This window comes from Arthrobacter sp. SPT-J7, from assembly GCF_059089965.1.
The window spans coordinates 1-15,341 of the sequence record NZ_JBNHFF010000056.1 but is presented as its reverse complement, the minus strand read 5'-3'; the positions used below and the strand labels follow the sequence as shown (position 1 = coordinate 15,341).

Annotated in this window: 15 protein-coding genes; 11 read left to right on the top strand and 4 right to left on the bottom strand. The window is 65.7% G+C overall.

From position 1 onward, the window contains the following. Together AC5RWX_RS22210 and AC5RWX_RS22205 are read left to right on the top strand one after the other, a co-directional pair. Positions 1-865, top strand: an 865-nt coding sequence (locus AC5RWX_RS22210) for a geranylgeranyl reductase family protein (protein WP_494098470.1), incomplete at its 5' end; no start/stop codon positions are given. Further along, positions 862-1,962: a polyprenyl synthetase family protein gene (locus AC5RWX_RS22205; protein WP_494098469.1), complete on the top strand. Its 1,101-nt coding sequence runs from the start codon at positions 862-864 to the stop codon at positions 1,960-1,962. The genes AC5RWX_RS22210 and AC5RWX_RS22205, both read left to right, overlap by 4 nt. A gap of 382 nt (positions 1,963-2,344) precedes the next feature. Here the strand turns inward: AC5RWX_RS22205 and AC5RWX_RS22200 are convergent, their stop codons facing one another. Beyond that, positions 2,345-2,770, bottom strand: coding sequence for a hypothetical protein (locus AC5RWX_RS22200; protein WP_494098468.1), 426 nt, complete (start codon positions 2,768-2,770; stop codon positions 2,345-2,347). A gap of 32 nt (positions 2,771-2,802) precedes the next feature. Further along, positions 2,803-3,456 carry a trimeric intracellular cation channel family protein gene (locus tag AC5RWX_RS22195; RefSeq protein ID WP_494098467.1) on the bottom strand — a complete coding sequence of 218 codons (654 nt, stop codon included), beginning with the start codon at positions 3,454-3,456 and terminating at the stop codon, positions 2,803-2,805. A gap of 61 nt (positions 3,457-3,517) precedes the next feature. Here AC5RWX_RS22195 and AC5RWX_RS22190 point away from each other — a divergent pair, with 61 nt between their 5' ends. From AC5RWX_RS22190 to AC5RWX_RS22165, 6 genes are all read left to right on the top strand, one after another. Continuing rightward, complete coding sequence (locus AC5RWX_RS22190; protein ID WP_494098466.1) at positions 3,518-4,399, top strand: sirohydrochlorin chelatase; 882 nt, start codon at positions 3,518-3,520, stop codon at positions 4,397-4,399. Positions 4,400-4,453: 54 nt separating this feature from the next. Further along, positions 4,454-6,199 (top strand): nitrite/sulfite reductase, encoded by a 1,746-nt coding sequence (locus AC5RWX_RS22185; RefSeq protein ID WP_494098465.1) that lies wholly within the window; start codon positions 4,454-4,456, stop codon positions 6,197-6,199. Next, on the top strand, positions 6,196-6,993 hold the full coding sequence (locus tag AC5RWX_RS22180) for a phosphoadenylyl-sulfate reductase (protein WP_494098464.1): 798 nt from the start codon (positions 6,196-6,198) through the stop codon (positions 6,991-6,993). The genes AC5RWX_RS22185 and AC5RWX_RS22180 overlap by 4 nt, the downstream gene beginning before the upstream one ends. Continuing rightward, on the top strand, positions 6,990-7,937 hold the full coding sequence (cysD, locus tag AC5RWX_RS22175; RefSeq protein WP_494098463.1) for a sulfate adenylyltransferase subunit CysD: 948 nt from the start codon (positions 6,990-6,992) through the stop codon (positions 7,935-7,937). Before AC5RWX_RS22180 ends, cysD begins: the two co-directional genes overlap by 4 nt. Then, complete coding sequence (locus AC5RWX_RS22170) at positions 7,937-9,367, top strand: sulfate adenylyltransferase subunit 1 (RefSeq protein ID WP_494098462.1); 1,431 nt, start codon at positions 7,937-7,939, stop codon at positions 9,365-9,367. The genes cysD and AC5RWX_RS22170 overlap by 1 nt, the downstream gene beginning before the upstream one ends. Before the next feature lie 262 nt (positions 9,368-9,629). Beyond that, a complete protein-coding gene (locus AC5RWX_RS22165) occupies positions 9,630-10,796 on the top strand; it encodes an RtcB family protein (RefSeq protein WP_494098461.1) in 1,167 nt (388 codons plus the stop codon). Positions 10,797-10,829: 33 nt separating this feature from the next. On the opposite strand, the gene AC5RWX_RS22160 is transcribed toward AC5RWX_RS22165, so the two are convergent. Continuing rightward, positions 10,830-11,549 carry a glycerophosphodiester phosphodiesterase gene (locus AC5RWX_RS22160; protein ID WP_494098460.1) on the bottom strand — a complete coding sequence of 240 codons (720 nt, stop codon included), beginning with the start codon at positions 11,547-11,549 and terminating at the stop codon, positions 10,830-10,832. Positions 11,550-11,796: 247 nt separating this feature from the next. Next, positions 11,797-12,207 (bottom strand): Hpt domain-containing protein, encoded by a 411-nt coding sequence (locus tag AC5RWX_RS22155; protein ID WP_494098459.1) that lies wholly within the window; start codon positions 12,205-12,207, stop codon positions 11,797-11,799. A 331-nt stretch (positions 12,208-12,538) separates the two neighbouring features. On the opposite strand from AC5RWX_RS22155, the gene AC5RWX_RS22150 reads away from it, so the two are divergent. The 3 genes from AC5RWX_RS22150 to AC5RWX_RS22140 all read left to right on the top strand — a co-directional run. Next, on the top strand, positions 12,539-13,675 hold the full coding sequence (locus tag AC5RWX_RS22150; RefSeq protein WP_494098471.1) for an ABC transporter substrate-binding protein: 1,137 nt from the start codon (positions 12,539-12,541) through the stop codon (positions 13,673-13,675). Positions 13,676-13,705: 30 nt separating this feature from the next. Continuing rightward, positions 13,706-14,431, top strand: coding sequence for an ABC transporter ATP-binding protein (locus tag AC5RWX_RS22145; RefSeq protein WP_494098458.1), 726 nt, complete (start codon positions 13,706-13,708; stop codon positions 14,429-14,431). Continuing rightward, on the top strand, positions 14,421-15,341 hold a 921-nt coding region (locus AC5RWX_RS22140; protein WP_494098457.1), incomplete at its 3' end, for an ABC transporter permease. The genes AC5RWX_RS22145 and AC5RWX_RS22140, both read left to right, overlap by 11 nt.

Sequence of the window (15,341 nt, the reverse complement as noted above, 5' to 3'; positions counted from 1 at the left end):
TGCCGACGTCGTACTCGCCGCCGACGGAAACTCCACCCGTACAGCCGTATCGCTCGGGATCCAAAAGCGTGACGACCGCCCGCTCGGGGTGGCAGTCCGCACCTATTTCACCTCGCCGCGCACGGACGACGACTGGATGGAAGGGTGGCTGGAGCTCCCCGGCCGCGACGGCAAGCTGCTGCCGGGCTACGGCTGGGTGTTCGGCGTCGGCGATGGCACGTCCAACGTGGGCCTGGGCATCCTGAACTCCTCCAAGGAATTCGGCAAGCTCGACTACAAGCAGGTCCTGCGGGAGTGGACCGCCGGGATGCCCGCCGAGTGGGGCTTCACGCCGGAGAACCAGGTTGGGGACATCCGCGGCGCAGCACTGCCCATGGGCTTTAACCGCACGCCGCATTACTCGCCCGGAATGCTCCTGCTGGGCGACGCAGGGGGGATGGTTTCCCCGTTCAACGGCGAGGGCATCTCGTACGCCATGGAGTCTGCCCGGTTCGCGGCCGAGTTCATCATCGACGCCTCCTCTCGCGCTGCCTCCTCAGGCGGAACGTACGACGCCGACGCGCACCTCTCGCGGTACGCGGAGTATGTGCGGGACCAGTGGGGATCGCACTTCACGTTGGGGCGGGCCTTCGCCGCGCTGATTGGCAAGCCCGCGGTCATGAAGCTCGCGCTGCGGACCGGCATGCCCATCCCGGTGCTGATGCGGTTTGTGGTCCGGCTTTTGGCCAACCTCACGGACCCCTCGGCGAAGGGCTTCGAGGACCGGGTGATCCGGGTCCTGGAGTCGCTGGTTCCGGCCACATCCAATACCCAGTCGGCTTCGAATCAGCGGTATCCGCAACAAAAAGTTAGGGTTAACCAGTGAACACCCCCGCAGACCACAGCTGGACGCACGCCGGACACGGCCTGCCGGAGTCCGAACCCAGCCTCAACACCACCGCCATCGCAACGGGTTTGCAGCTGCCCGCCGGCTTCGCCGCCATCGCCGGAGATGCTGAGCTGGGTCCCGCCATCACCAACAATCTGGCCCGCGTGGAGAAGAAGCTCCGCGAGGCCATCGCCAATTCGGATCCGCTGGCTGACGCAACGTCGCGCCATCTCGTGGAGGCCGGCGGCAAGCGCATCCGGCCTCTGCTGACTCTCCTCTGCGCCCACCTTGGCGACGCATCGCTTCCCGCCGTGGTGCAGGCCGCCGTCGTGGTGGAATTGACCCACCTCGCCACCCTGTACCACGACGACGTGATGGACTCCGCTCCGTTCCGCCGCGGCGCTCCCACTGCCCACGAAGTGTGGGGCAACTCGGTGGCAGTCCTCACCGGTGACCTGATCTTTGCCCGGGCCTCGATCCTGGTCTCCGAACTCGGCTCAAGGGCGCTGGGCATCCAGGCCCGCACCTTCGAGCGATTGTGCCTGGGCCAGCTGCACGAAACCGTGGGGCCGCGTCCGGACGAGGATCCACTGGAGCACTACCTTTCTGTCATTGCGGACAAAACCGGCTCCCTGGTTGCGGCTTCAGGCCAGCTCGGCGCAATCTTTGCCGGAGCCGATCCCGCCTACGAGTCGGTCCTGGTGGAGTACGGCGAGAAGGTGGGCGTGGCATTCCAGCTTGCCGACGACGTCATCGACGTCACCGGCATCAAGGTCAAGTCCGGCAAGTCCCCGGGGACGGACCTGCGCGAAGGTGTTCCCACGCTGCCGGTGCTGCTCCTGCGCCGGGCCGCTGCAGATGGTGACCAATCCGCATTCGAACTTCTCAAGCTCATCGACGGCGACCTGACCTCCGATGCAGCCCTGGCCGAGGCGGTGGCGGGACTGCGTGAGCACCCGGTGACTGCAGAGTCGTGGGTTGTGGCGCGCGAGTGGGCGAATGAGGCCATTGCCGCCCTGGCCCCGTTGCCCGAAGGTGTGGTCAAAGAATCGCTGTCCAACTTCGCGCTGGCCGTGGTGGACCGGGCCAGCTAGCTCCTGTCGTGTAGAAGCCCGGCTCCATGGGTGGCGCCGGGTTTCTTCTTGTGTGGGCAACCCTGGCCGCTCCTCTAGACCGTCCGGTCCTCAACGAAGTCGGGGAGTAGCTGTTAAACGGGACAGCCCCGGTCCGCAGCAACGATACGAGTCATACGTTGCTGAGAACCGAGGCTATCTCTCCGTTCGCATCAGACCCGCCGGAGGCGTTTAGCGGATCCGTGAATAGTCTATGACAGGTTTGTCATAAGACGCAAGTCTGTTGTTACTGTCCGTGTCAAAGACTGTTTGAACGTGTCCCCCCGCAGAGTGTGAAGTATCGGGACTCGTTAGTGCGGACTCCCAAAGGTGGGGAGATTCTTCGGGAAACCAAGAAAAGGCCCTAGCCTTCCTCGTCCTCGAAGGCCCATTCGAACATGTCGAACACGAACTCGGAGAATGTGCCTTCCTCGGACTTCCACTGGCCGCGGGCGTTGTTGCGGCGGTACACGATGGGATCCGGGACGCTGAGGTCGCCTACGCGGAAGCCCCAGGTGTATTCCTCTTCTTCATCCTCAAGGAACATCAGGAAGCCTTCGTCGTCGACTTCGAGCTCGTCCGGGTCCCAGAAGTAGTGGTAGGCCTCCATCAGGTCCTCGCAGCCGCCAATGGCCAGATAGAACTCGCGGAGGACCAGGGGAATCTGGAATTGGTGGTCGGCCAGGGCCTTGTCCAGCTCCTCGGGAGACAGCCCGTCATCTTCCTGCCATTCGTCTTCGAGATACTTCGGAACAAGCGCACGGAATTTCTCGAGGAACATGTCAGTCATGGTTCATATCCTAGCTAATCGCGGGCCCGCGATTAGCCGCCGTCAGCCCCTGCCCGGTGCCATCCGTTGACGGCCAGCGGGATGTACCAAGAGCGCCGCCAGGCAACCACCCGGAAGGCAAAAACGAGGGCGGCCACCACACAAGCGGTCACCGCGTTCAAGGATCCGGTGACCCAGAGCACAGCTGTCAGGGCGGCCCCGCTGAAGGCCGGCAGGGCGTAGAGGTCCCGGGAGTTGAACAACTGGGGCACCTCGTTTGCGGTGATGTCGCGCAACAGCCCCCCGCCCACGGCTGTGGTGACGCCGAGCAGGACGGCCGCCACAGGATTGACGCCGAAAGACAACGCCTTCAAAGTGCCCGTGATGCAGAACAGTGCCAGTCCGCCGGCGTCGAACAGGACCAGCAGCGACGTGAAGCGCTCCACGCTGGAAAACAGGAAGTACACCAGGAAGGTGGCCAGCATCGGCGGGACCAGGTACGCGGGATTGCTGAAAGCCGCGGGGGGCGTCGCGCCGAGGATGATGTCGCGGATGACGCCGCCGCCCAGGGACACGAGCGAGGCCAGCAGGAGCGATCCCACAATGTCGAACTGCTTCCGGGCAGCCAGGAGGGATCCCGAGACAGCGAAGAAAAAGACACCAACAAGGTCCAGCCATACCAGGGCGATGGCAAAAGGGAATGTCATTGAGCGTCCCGGCGGTTTCAAGGAGGGCAGACAGGGCGGCTCCAACGTTACGCTAGCCCCTATGAACAGCCCCATCATGATCGCCTGCGCCCATGGAACATCCAGCACACAAGGCGCCGTTGAGGTCAATGCCCTGCGGGACGCCATCGCAGCGCTCCGCCCGGGTCTTGACGTCCGCGAAGCCTACGTGGATGTCCAGCAGCCGGACCTGGTGGATGTTGTTGCCGGCCTGCCCGAGGGGGAGTCCGCGGTGGTGGTGCCACTGCTGCTGAGCGTGGGCTACCACGTGAAGGTGGACATCGCGCGGGCCGTAAAGAGCCGCCCGGGCAGTGCGGCCGCGGCCCCGCTCGGACCGGATCCGCGCCTTGCCGCACTGTTGGACCAGCGCCTGCGCGAAGCCGGTGTGACGGACCGCGACGTGATTGTCCTGGCCGCCGCGGGCTCGTCGAACCCCAAGGCAGCTGTGAGCGTCGAGGAGTTGCTGGGCCAGCTCCAGGAGCTGCGGCCCAACCGGATGGTCGCCGCCTATGGTGCGTCCGCCAAGCCGTCCGTGCCCGACGCCGTCACCATGCTTCGTGAGGAACTGGAAGGGGGTGCCGGGGCGGGGGAGTCCGCAGGGGCCGTGGACGTTGGCGGGCGGGTGGTGATTGCCTCCTACCTCCTTGCGCCGGGCTACTTCCACGACCAGCTCGCCAAGGCGGGGGCCGACCTCGTGACCGAACCGCTGCTGCCGTCGCCGGTGCTCGCCGAGATCGCGCTGGAAAGGTACGACGCCGCCGTCGCGAAGGCCCACTCGACCGCAACCGGAAAAGCAACAGAATCAGCCTCTGGGGCACTTTCCAGCGAGCCTGCCGCAGCCCCGGAGGAAGCCCGGCCGGATGCACAGCGGGATGGCTTCTTCAAGACGGTCCGGCGTTTCGTGACGAAATATTTCCCTAGGTGACTTAGCGTTTCCGGGCCTTTGTGACGCTATTCGGGCGGGACCTACAGTCGATGCATGACTGATACAGCTCTAGCCGGAGCGTCCGCGGACACCGCCGCCCCGAAGCGCCCGGCCCGCACGTCCCGCCCCGCCGCGAAGCCGCACGGGCAGTGGAAAGTGGACGGCAAAACGCCCTTGAATGCCAACGAAACCTGGAAACAGGAAGACGACGGCCTTAATGTGCGCGAGCGTATCGAGTCCATCTATTCCAAAGAGGGCTTCGACGCCATTCCGGGCCAGGACCTGCACGGCCGGTTCCGCTGGTGGGGCCTGTACACCCAGCGCAAGCCCGGGATCGACGGCGGCAAGACCGCAACGCTTGAGCCGCACGAGCTCGAGGACAAGTACTTTATGCTCCGCGTGCGGATCGACGGCGGTGCGCTCACCACCGAGCAACTGCGCGTGATTGGCCAGATCTCGGTCGACTTCGCGCGGGATTCTGCCGACCTCACCGACCGCCAGAACATCCAGCTGCACTGGATCCGCGTGGAGGACATCCCCGAGATCTGGACCCGTTTGGAAGCTGTTGGCCTCTCCACCACCGAGGCCTGCGGCGACGTGCCCCGCGTCATCCTCGGTTCGCCCGTGGCCGGCATCGCCAAGGACGAAATCATTGACCCCACCCCGCTGATCGAGGAGCTGGGGGAGCGGTTCATCGGCAACCCGCTGCTGTCCAACCTGCCGCGCAAGTACAAGACCGCCATCACCGGCCACCCCAGCCAGGACGTGGTCCACGAGATCAACGACTTCGCCCTGGTGGGTGTCCGCCACCCCGAACTGGGTATCGGCTACGACCTCTGGGCCGGCGGCGCACTCTCCACCAACCCGATGCTCGGCAAACGCCTGGGCGCCTTCGTGACGCCGGAGCAGGCAGCGGATGTGTGGCTCGGCGTCACCAGCATCTTCCGTGACTACGGCTACCGGCGCATGCGCACCAAGGCCCGCCTGAAGTTCCTGATGGCTGACTGGGGTCCGGAGAAGTTCCGCCAGATCCTCGAGGACGAGTACCTGGGCTACAAGCTGGCCGACGGCCCCGCCGCACCCAAGCCCACCACCCCGGGCGACCACATCGGCGTGCACGAGCAGAAGGACGGCAAGTTCTTCATTGGCGCCACCCCTCTGGCCGGCCGCCTGTCCGGCGCGAGCCTGGTCAAGCTGGCCGACACTTTGGAGGCCCGCGGCTCCTACCGCCTGCGCACCACGCCGCACCAGAAACTGGTGGTCCTGGACGTGGCGAAGGACCAGGTGGAGCCCCTGGTGGCCGAACTGGACGCGCTGGGCCTGTCCGCCCGCCCGTCCGTGTTCCGCCGCGGCACCATCGCCTGCACCGGCATCGAGTACTGCAAGCTGGCCATCGTGGAAACCAAGCACACGGCCGCCACCGCCGTGGCCGAGCTGGAACGCCGTCTGGCCGACCTCGCCGAATCCGGCGAACTGCCGCACGCGCTGTCCCTGCACATCAACGGCTGCCCGAATTCCTGCGCCCGTATCCAGACCGCGGACATTGGCCTTAAGGGCATGATGCTTCCAACGCCCGACGGCGACCCCTCGCCGGGTTTCCAGGTCCACCTGGGCGGCGGGCTGGCTTCCAACGAGCGCGAGGAGGCGGGCCTGGGACGCACCGTCCGCGGGCTTAAGGTCTACGTTGACGACCTGCCCGACTACGTGGAGCGCGTAGTCCGCACCTTCGTGGCCCAGCGCGCCGAGGGCCAGACCTTCGCCGAATGGGCGCACGCAGCAGACGAGGAGGCACTCCAGTGAGCAAGCATGCACTTGGAGTAGACCCGGTGGTTGCGCCGGCTGATGCATCAGCGCAGGTCGAGGCGACAGTGGCTGAGCTTGCGCCCGTTCCGAAGCTCCGCAGCAAGGAAGAACTGAAGGCCCTCGCCGAAGCAGGCGCTGCCGAGCTCGGCTGGGACGCCCCGGCCCGTGACGTGATCGCCTGGGTGGAGCGAAACTTCGACCTGCCCTCGGTCACCGTCGCCTGCTCCATGGCCGACGCCGTCCTGCCCGCCCTGGTCGCGGACCAGCTGCCCGGCGTCGACGTCCTGTTCCTGGAGACTGGCTACCACTTCCCGGAAACCTACGCCACACGGGACGAGGTGGCCGCAAACCTCCGCGTCAACGTGGTGGACGTGCTCCCGGAGAACACGGTGGAGCAGCAGGACCGGCTTCTGGGCAAGGACCTCTTCGCGCGCGACGCCGCCCAGTGCTGCGCCCTGCGCAAGGTGGCCCCGCTGCGCCGCACGCTGTCAGGATACGAAGTTTGGTTCACCGGCGTCCGCCGTGAGGAAGCTCCCACGCGCACCAACACCCCGCTGGTGACCTGGGACGAGGCCAACGGCCTGGTCAAGGTCAATCCGGTGGCTGCTTGGACGTTCGAGCAGCTGGTCCAGTACTCGGACGACAACCTCCTGCCCGTCAACCCGCTGCTTTCCCAGGGTTACCCCTCCATTGGCTGCCAGCCCTGCACACGGAAGGTGGCTCCGGGTGACGACCCCCGCGCCGGCCGCTGGGCAGGCTCCGACAAGACAGAATGCGGACTACACGTATGAGCACTTCCCTAACCGAGGAGATAACGCAGGTGACTGACTCCGCCGTCTCCACCCGACTGAGCAGCCTGGACACCCTCGAGTCCGAGGCCATCCACATCATCCGCGAAGTGGTGGCCGAGTTCGAGAAGCCCGCGCTGCTGTTCTCCGGCGGCAAGGACTCCGTGGTGATGCTGCACCTGGCCACCAAGGCATTCTGGCCGGGCAAGGTCCCGTTCCCGGTGCTGCACGTGGACACCGGGCACAACTTTCCCGAGGTCATCGACTTCCGGGACCGTACTGTCGAGCGGCTGGGGCTGAAGCTCGTCGTCGGCTCCGTCCAGGAGTTCATAGACCGCGGCGAGCTCGCCGAACGGGCCGACGGCACCCGCAACCCCCTCCAGACCGTCCCGCTGCTGGACGCCATCCAGCAGAACAAGTTCGACGCCGTCTTCGGCGGCGGCCGCCGTGACGAGGACAAGGCCCGCGCCAAGGAACGCATCCTGAGCCTGCGCGACGAGTTCGGCCAGTGGGACCCGCGCAACCAGCGCCCCGAGCTGTGGAACCTCTACAACGGCCGTCACACCGTGGGCCAGCATGTCCGGGCGTTCCCCATCAGCAACTGGACCGAGCTGGACATCTGGCGCTACATCGAGCGCGAGAACATCGAACTGCCGGGGCTGTACTACGCCCACGAGCGCGAGGTCTTCGCCCGCGACGGCATGTGGCGCGCAGTGGGAGAAGTGTCCCAGCCGCTCGCGCATGAGGAAGTCATCACCAAGACCGTCCGTTACCGCACCGTGGGTGACATGTCCTGCACCGGCGCCGTCGAGTCCGACGCGTACACGGTGGCCGACGTCGTGGTTGAAGTCGCTGCCTCCACCCTGACCGAACGTGGTGCCACCCGTGCAGATGACCGCATCTCCGAGGCAGCCATGGAAGACCGCAAGAAGGACGGGTATTTCTAATGAGCACCGACACGGTTTTGTCAGGCGCGGCCGGTGGCCTCGAAACGGCCCTGCCAACTACCCTATTCCGGTTCGCCACCGCAGGATCGGTGGACGACGGCAAGTCCACCTTGGTGGGCCGCCTCCTTCACGATTCCAAGGCCATCCTGGCTGACACGCTCGACGCCGTTGCCCGCACCTCAGCGGACCGCGGCTTTGGCGGGGAAAAGGGCGGCATCGACCTCGCCCTGCTGACCGACGGCCTGCGTGCCGAGCGTGAACAGGGCATCACCATCGACGTGGCCTACCGCTACTTCGCCACGGACCGCCGCAGCTTCATCCTGGCCGACTGCCCCGGGCACGTGCAGTACACCAAGAACACGGTGACCGGCGCGTCCACCGCGGATGCCGTCGTCGTGCTCATCGACGCACGCAAAGGTGTCCTGGAGCAGACCCGCCGGCACCTGTCCGTACTGCAGCTGCTGCGCGTGGCGCACGTGATCGTGGCCGTGAACAAGATTGACCTGGTGGACTTCAGTGAGTCCGTGTTCCGCGAGATCGAAGCCGACGTGCAGCAGGTGGGCCGCGAGCTGGGCCTCGGTCGGGATGAATTTAATGCAGGCGGAATCGCAGATCTGACGGTCATCCCCGTGTCGGCGCTCGACGGCGACAACGTGGTGGACCGCTCCGAGCGTACCCCCTGGTACACCGGGCCCGCGCTGCTCGAGGTGCTCGAGACCCTTCCGGCCGCCGACGAGCTGGAAAGCCACCTGGAGAGCTTCCGCTTTCCGGTGCAGCTGGTCATCCGGCCGCAGGGCGCCCTTGCTCCCGACGCCGTCGCCGGCGGACTGGACGTGGAGGACTACCGCGACTACCGCGCGTACGCCGGCCAGATCACCGAAGGCTCGGTCAAGGTGGGGGACGAGGTCTCCGTCCTGACCCCGGGCCAGGATCCGCGCACCACCACGGTGGTAGGCATCGATTTTGCCGGCGCCTCGCTGGAGGAAGCGGCTGCCCCGCAGTCCGTCGCCATCCGCCTGGCCGAGGAACTCGACGTCGCCCGCGGTGACACCATCGCCGCTGCAGGTACGGTCCGCGAAGCTTCGGCGGACCTGTACGCCTCGCTCTGCTGGCTGTCTCCGAAGCCGCTCCGCGAAGGCGCCAAGGTGTTGGTCAAACATGGCACCCGCACCGTCCAGGCCTTGGTGCGCAACGTCGGCGGCAAGTTGGACCTGGCGTCCTTCAAGCTGGAGCCGGCGTCCACCCTGGAACTGAACGACATCGGGCACGCGCAGCTCCGGCTCGCCGCGCCGCTGCCGCTGGAAAACTACCTGCACCACCGCCGCACCGGAGCCTTCCTGGTCATTGACCCGCTGGACGGCAACACGCTGGCCGCCGGACTGGTCAAGGACCACCCGGGCGACCACGAGGACGAGCGCTACAGCATCTAATTTCGCCGAGTTCGCAGGAAGCACCCGAGGTCGCCGTATCCTTACGGCGACCTCGTTCCGTTTCAGGCGAACCCGTGGCTGTGCGGCCCCGCTATGGGTCGGCCACGTACTCCGCTAGCTCGGCGCGCGGCCTGCGAATGAGGATCTCAGTCTGGACGTCCACCATGGTTGGTCTCCTTGGTGGTGGAACACCCTGTGCGCTGGGCGGGTGGGGTTAGCCTAGGAAACACGACAGCCCTCAGCTGCCAGTGGGAGGCACTGCATGGAAACCATCAACAGCAAGCTGCTGAACTGGGCTTCGATTCTGGACGGCCAGACGCGGGAGCAGGCCGTGATGACGTCCACGCTGCCATTCATCTATCCGCACCTGGCGCTCATGCCCGACGCGCACCTGGGCAAGGGCGCCACTGTGGGTTCGGTCATTCCCACGCTGCACGTGATCATCCCCGCGGCCGTGGGAGTGGACATCGGTTGCGGCATGATCGCCGTCCGGACGCAGTACTCGCTGAAGGACCTGCCGAAGGACCGCAAGAAGCTCCGCGAAGGCATCGAGCGGGTGATTCCGCTGTCCGCCGGGCACAACAACAGAAAAGTGCTCCCCACGGCCGAACGCAGGATTACGGAACTGAAGGAACTCGCGGCAAAGGCAGGCTTCAACCCCGCCCAGTACGTTGCGAAGTGGGAGCTGCAGTTGGGCTCCCTGGGCTCGGGCAACCACTTCATCGAAGTCTGCGCAGACGAGGCTGACGACGTGTGGCTGTTCCTGCACTCCGGCTCGCGCGGCATAGGCAACAAGATCGCCCAGCACCACATCGGCGTCGCCCAGCACGTCTCGCGAAAGAACCAGATCCACCTGCCCCACCCGGACCTCGCCTACCTCGACGAGGGCACACCCCAGTTCGACCGGTACATCGCGGAGCTCCGCTGGGCCCAGCACTTCGCCCTGCTGAACCGGGAGGAAATGATGGACCGCGTCAGCACGCAGTTCGGCAACTGGGTGGGCGGTTCGGTGCAGGAACGCGAGCGCATCAACTGCCATCACAACTTCACACAGCAGGAGACGCACTACGGCAGGTCCCTTTGGGTGTCGCGGAAGGGGGCCATCAAAGCCGCGCCAGGCGATCCCGGACTCATTCCAGGTTCCATGGGGACAGCGTCGTACGTGGTGGAAGGACGTGGCAACCCCGCATCCTTGAACTCCTCACCGCACGGGGCAGGCCGGGAATACTCACGCAACGCTGCCCGCAAAACGTTCTCCCTGGAGGAGCTGAAGAAGGCCATGCGGGGAATTGAGTTCCGAGTATCCGAGGCTTTCATCGATGAGATTCCGGCTGCCTACAAGTCGATTGACCAGGTGATGCAGGACGCCGCCGACCTGGTCACGGTCCGGCACAAACTCCGGCAGCTGATCAACGTCAAAGGCAACTGACAGGCTCGAGCTGCTCGTCTTTCGCTGCCTGCGTCAGGATGCCGCAACGGCCGGCGCTGCAGCCCGCGTCCGTGCCGACTGCAGCCACGCCCTGGCCTGGCCCGGGTTGTCAGCCGTTCCGCCGTCGGCCTTCAACTCCAGCGCCCGGTCCAGGTCGCCGGAACACGTGAGGGGCCAGACGTGGACCTCCAGGCCCGCTGCGTGCAGCTGTTCCACATGCATCGGAGTGAGGTGCTCGAATCCCGTGTACAGCGTGCCGGCGCCGGTGATGATAAGGACGTCTTCCAGTTCCTCCTGTTGCCGCCGCGTCCTTGGAAAGCTGCTGACAATGAGGCCACGGGGAACCGCAGGCAGATGCAAAGCAAGCAGGAAAAGTGCCTCCGGGAGGAAACTGGAGAACTTGATGCGGCGGGTGCATGCCGGGACCTGAGCGAGCAGCGCGGCCAGAGCCGGCACCGCGGCCGGGTCCTTAATTTCCACCTGGAGCGTGACGTTGGTCAGCTCGAGGACTTCAGCGAACGTCAAAACGGGCTGTCCCGAATTGAACGGAACCTCGTGCAGCTGGGCCAGCGTCAGCTGGGTCACGGGCGTGGACAGGTAAGGCCCTCCCGCTGCCAACCGCTCAAGGGTGGGATCGTGAAGGACGATGGGGACGCCGTCGGCAGTAACGCGGACGTCCAGTTCAATTTCGTCAACGCCGGCGGCTTCAGCCTGGCGGAACGATGACGCGCTGTTCTCGGGTGCAAGAGCCATGGCCCCGCGATGGCCGACGACCGCGAAACCCGCAGTGAGGGAATCGGTTCGCGTGCTGTCGTCCGGAAGGTTACGTGGAAGTTGCAGAGCGGTAAGCACCTGGTTGTTGGTCACACCCAGAACCTACGAAGGCAAGGTCAACAGACAGGTGGGGCGACCTTAACGGGGTAAAAACATCCGGTCAAAAGAGCGAGGCACCGGAACTGCGGCGTCCCTGCCGGGCTCCGGGGCCAGCTCTGACCGGGCGTCAGCTGAGGTCCCGCCTCTGCTTAAGCGTGGCCTGCAGCAGGTACGTAGTTTGCCGGCCGCACTGTTTGATCCGCCGCAGGTACCCCGCAGCCAGCCGGGGAAGTGCAACGGCTGCGTCGGTGTACCGGGTTTCGTTGCGAAGCGCCCCTTCCAGGTCCAAGGCCATGCCGGCGAGGCGTTCAGCGCCCACCATCTGGCTGGATGTTTTGAGGCTGAGCACTGCGTCCATTGCTCCTCTGAAGTCCCCGGTTGTCAGGGTCTGCCGCAGCCGCTCAATCCGTTCGGGAAGATGGCCGATGAAGTTCTGCACAAAAATCCGCCAGACTCCTTCATCGCCCTCCAGCTCCTCGCGAAGCCTCTCCAGCACGGCAGGATTGAGGAGGGGGGCGTAGCCGTCACCCTGGGTCACTGTTGCCCCCCGCGGTCAGCCTGCCCACCGGGCACAGCCCGATGGCATAACCGTCGCCTGCCTAGCGCAATGCCCATGACGTGCCCCTGAAGTCAAAACAGCTGTGTGCCTCCCAGCAGGACTTTTAGTGGACGCTACGTGGCGGCGGATGGCGAGGCACGAGTAGTGAGTACTCGAATCTGCATCCATGGGAATTCCGCCGCCCACAAGTGGTGGGGCGCTGTCGTCGAAATATGACGCCACATGAACCCGCGTGACCCCCCGTTTCCGCTTCATTGAACGGCTTTCGGCCACTCCCTATGGTGAAACAATGACTAGTTCCAAGCCCGGGATGACTCGCATCGTGGCAGGCGAAAGCGCGGTTCCCAAGCGCAAGCGTGCCATCGAGGCTGCCCTGGCCGTTGGGCTGGTCCTGCTGATCGTGGTGGGGGCAGTGGTGGCGTCGACCGTGTCGCGCAACACGGGGGCGCAGGCTGTTGAACCCACGCCCGCAGCGGACCTGAAGCTCGGATACTTTGGCAACGTCACGCACGCGCCCGCATTGGTAGGCATCAAGGAAGGCTTCCTGGCTGAAGCCCTTGGCGATACCGCCCTCAGCACTGAAACTTTCAACGCTGGGCCCGCGGCTATCGAGGCGCTGAATGCTGGCGCCATTGATGCTGCCTACATCGGCCCCAATCCGGCGATCAACTCCTTTGTGCAGAGCCGGGGTGAGTCCGTCAGGATCGTGGCCGGAGCTGCCGCCGGAGGTGCCCAACTGGTGGTCAGGCCTGGCATCACATCCGCGTCGGACCTCGCGGGCAAAACTCTCGCGTCGCCACAGCTCGGCGGCACCCAGGATGTGGCCCTGCGCGCCTGGCTTACGGACCAGGGGTATAAGACCAACGTCGACGGCAGCGGTGATGTCGCCATCAACCCCACGGAAAATGCCCAGACGCTGAAGTTGTTCCAGGATGGGAAGCTCGACGGCGCGTGGTTGCCTGAGCCGTGGGCGTCCAGGCTGGTGCTCCAGGCCGGAGCAAAGGTACTGGTGGACGAAAAGGACCTCTGGGATGGCAGCAGCACCGGTAAGCCGGGCGAGTTTCCCACAACCGTCCTGATCGTGAACCAGAAGTTCGCGGCCGACCACCCGGACACCGTAAAGGCGTTGCTCGCGGGCCACGCAAAGTCCGTGGCCTGGCTGAACGAAGCCCCGGCCGCGCAGAAGGCCTCCGTCATCAACTCGGCCCTGCAAGAATCTGCCGGCGCAGCCCTGGCCGAGGACGTCCTCGCACGGTCCCTGGCCAACATCACGTTCACCCTCGACCCGCTGGCCGGAAGCTACCCCCGCCTGCTGCAGGACGGGGTGGAGGCCGGGACCACCAAGCAGGCCGACATCAACGGCCTCTTCGATCTTCGCCCCCTCAACGGCGTCATCGCCGGCGGCGGCACCCCACGGATCCCGGCCGCCGGCCTCGGCCAGGACTGACCCCTTTCACCACTACCTAAGGACGGCACCATGCCAGTCGTACTGGAACACCTGGGCAAGCGCTTCGGCGACGGCGCCCCGGTACTGGACGACGTCAATGCCAACATCGGCAAGGGCGAGTTCGTTGCCCTCCTCGGTGCCTCCGGCTGCGGCAAATCCACCCTGCTGAACATCATGGCGGGTCTGGAGGCGCCCACGTCGGGCGCCCTCGAAGTCCCCAGCGACGGTGCCGCTTTTATGTTCCAGGACGCCGCCCTGTTCCCTTGGCTCACAGCCCGTGAGAACATCGAGCTGGCCCTGAAGCTCCGCGGTGTTGGCAAGGCCCAGCGCAAGGCCAAGGCGCAGGAACTCCTCGAACTGGTGCACCTTGCCACCGCGGGGGACAAGCGCCCGCACGAGCTGTCCGGCGGCATGCGCCAGCGGGTGTCCCTGGCACGGTCGCTCGCGCAGGACCGGCAGCTGCTCCTCATGGACGAGCCGTTCGCCGCCCTGGACGCTATCACCCGCGACCTCCTGCATGACGAGCTCGAGCGCATCTGGAAGGAAACCGGGCGCACCATCGTCTTCGTGACCCACAACGTCCGCGAGGCCGTGCGGCTGGGCCAGCGCGTGCTGCTGCTGTCCTCGCGCCCCGGCCGCGTTGTCCAGGAATGGGCAGTCACGGAGGAACACCGAACCGACGCCGGGCTTGCCGGCCAGCTGACCGGGGTTATCACCGCCCGGCTGCGTGAGGAGATTCGCCGCCATGCCAAGTAACCAAACCCCCCTGGCGGAAGCCCCTGCCGAACCCGCGGAAGCCCGGCACGTCCACGCTGCCCTGACCCGCACCTCTACGGGCAAAGAGGACCTCCGGGAACTGGAATCCGGCCTTGACTCGCTGCAGTCCGACGCCGACCGCAAGCACCGGATCGACTGGAGCCGGGTGCTCCTGCCTATCGCGGCTCTGGTGGTCCTGGTCCTCATCTGGCAGTTCTACGTCGCGCTCGGGGTGAAGCGCCGCGACTTGGTGCCCGGCCCCATGGACGTGGTCACCCAGATGGGGGTCCTCTGGAGCGAAGGGAAACTTCAGGAATCCGTCTGGACCTCCATGCAGCGGGGGTTGGTTGGCTTTGTGATCAGTGTGGCCATCGCTACTCCAGTTGGGCTGCTGCTTGCCCAGGTGGCTCCGCTTCGCCGTGCCTTCGGCCCACTGATTTCCGGCCTCCAGGTGCTGCCTTCCGTGGCCTGGGTGCCTGCCGCCATCATCTGGTTCGGCCTCACCGACGCCACTGTGTACTTCGTCATCTTTATGGGCGCCATCCCCTCCATCATCAACGGGCTCATTTCCGGGGTGGACCAGATCCCGCCGCAATACCGGCGCGTGGGAACTGTCCTGGGCGCGTCACGGCTCCAGATGGCGCTGCAGATCATCCTTCCCGCCGCACTTCCCGGATACCTCAGCGGTCTCAAACAGGGGTGGGCGTTCTCCTGGCGGTCCCTGATGGCCGCGGAAATCATCGCCGTGGGCGGCACCATCGGCTTCGGCCTGGGCTCGCTGCTGGACCAAGGCCGGCAACTGTCCGATATGTCAGTGGTGATGGCCGCGATCCTGCTGATCCTCGCCGTCGGCATCCTGATCGAGCTGCTGGTGTTCGCGCCAGTGGAGAAGCGCCTCCTGCGCAGCCGC

Coding starts and splice junctions, on each gene's coding strand:
- AC5RWX_RS22150 (WP_494098471.1), top strand. CDS start 12,539: ATGACTCGCATCGTGGCAGGCGAAAGCGCGGTTCCCAAGCGCAAGCGT.
- AC5RWX_RS22200 (WP_494098468.1), bottom strand. CDS start 2,770: ATGACTGACATGTTCCTCGAGAAATTCCGTGCGCTTGTTCCGAAGTAT.
- AC5RWX_RS22145 (WP_494098458.1), top strand. CDS start 13,706: ATGCCAGTCGTACTGGAACACCTGGGCAAGCGCTTCGGCGACGGCGCC.
- AC5RWX_RS22185 (WP_494098465.1), top strand. CDS start 4,454: ATGACTGATACAGCTCTAGCCGGAGCGTCCGCGGACACCGCCGCCCCG.
- AC5RWX_RS22165 (WP_494098461.1), top strand. CDS start 9,630: ATGGAAACCATCAACAGCAAGCTGCTGAACTGGGCTTCGATTCTGGAC.
- AC5RWX_RS22195 (WP_494098467.1), bottom strand. CDS start 3,456: ATGACATTCCCTTTTGCCATCGCCCTGGTATGGCTGGACCTTGTTGGT.
- AC5RWX_RS22170 (WP_494098462.1), top strand. CDS start 7,937: ATGAGCACCGACACGGTTTTGTCAGGCGCGGCCGGTGGCCTCGAAACG.
- AC5RWX_RS22190 (WP_494098466.1), top strand. CDS start 3,518: ATGAACAGCCCCATCATGATCGCCTGCGCCCATGGAACATCCAGCACA.
- AC5RWX_RS22160 (WP_494098460.1), bottom strand. CDS start 11,549: ATGGCTCTTGCACCCGAGAACAGCGCGTCATCGTTCCGCCAGGCTGAA.
- cysD (WP_494098463.1), top strand. CDS start 6,990: ATGAGCACTTCCCTAACCGAGGAGATAACGCAGGTGACTGACTCCGCC.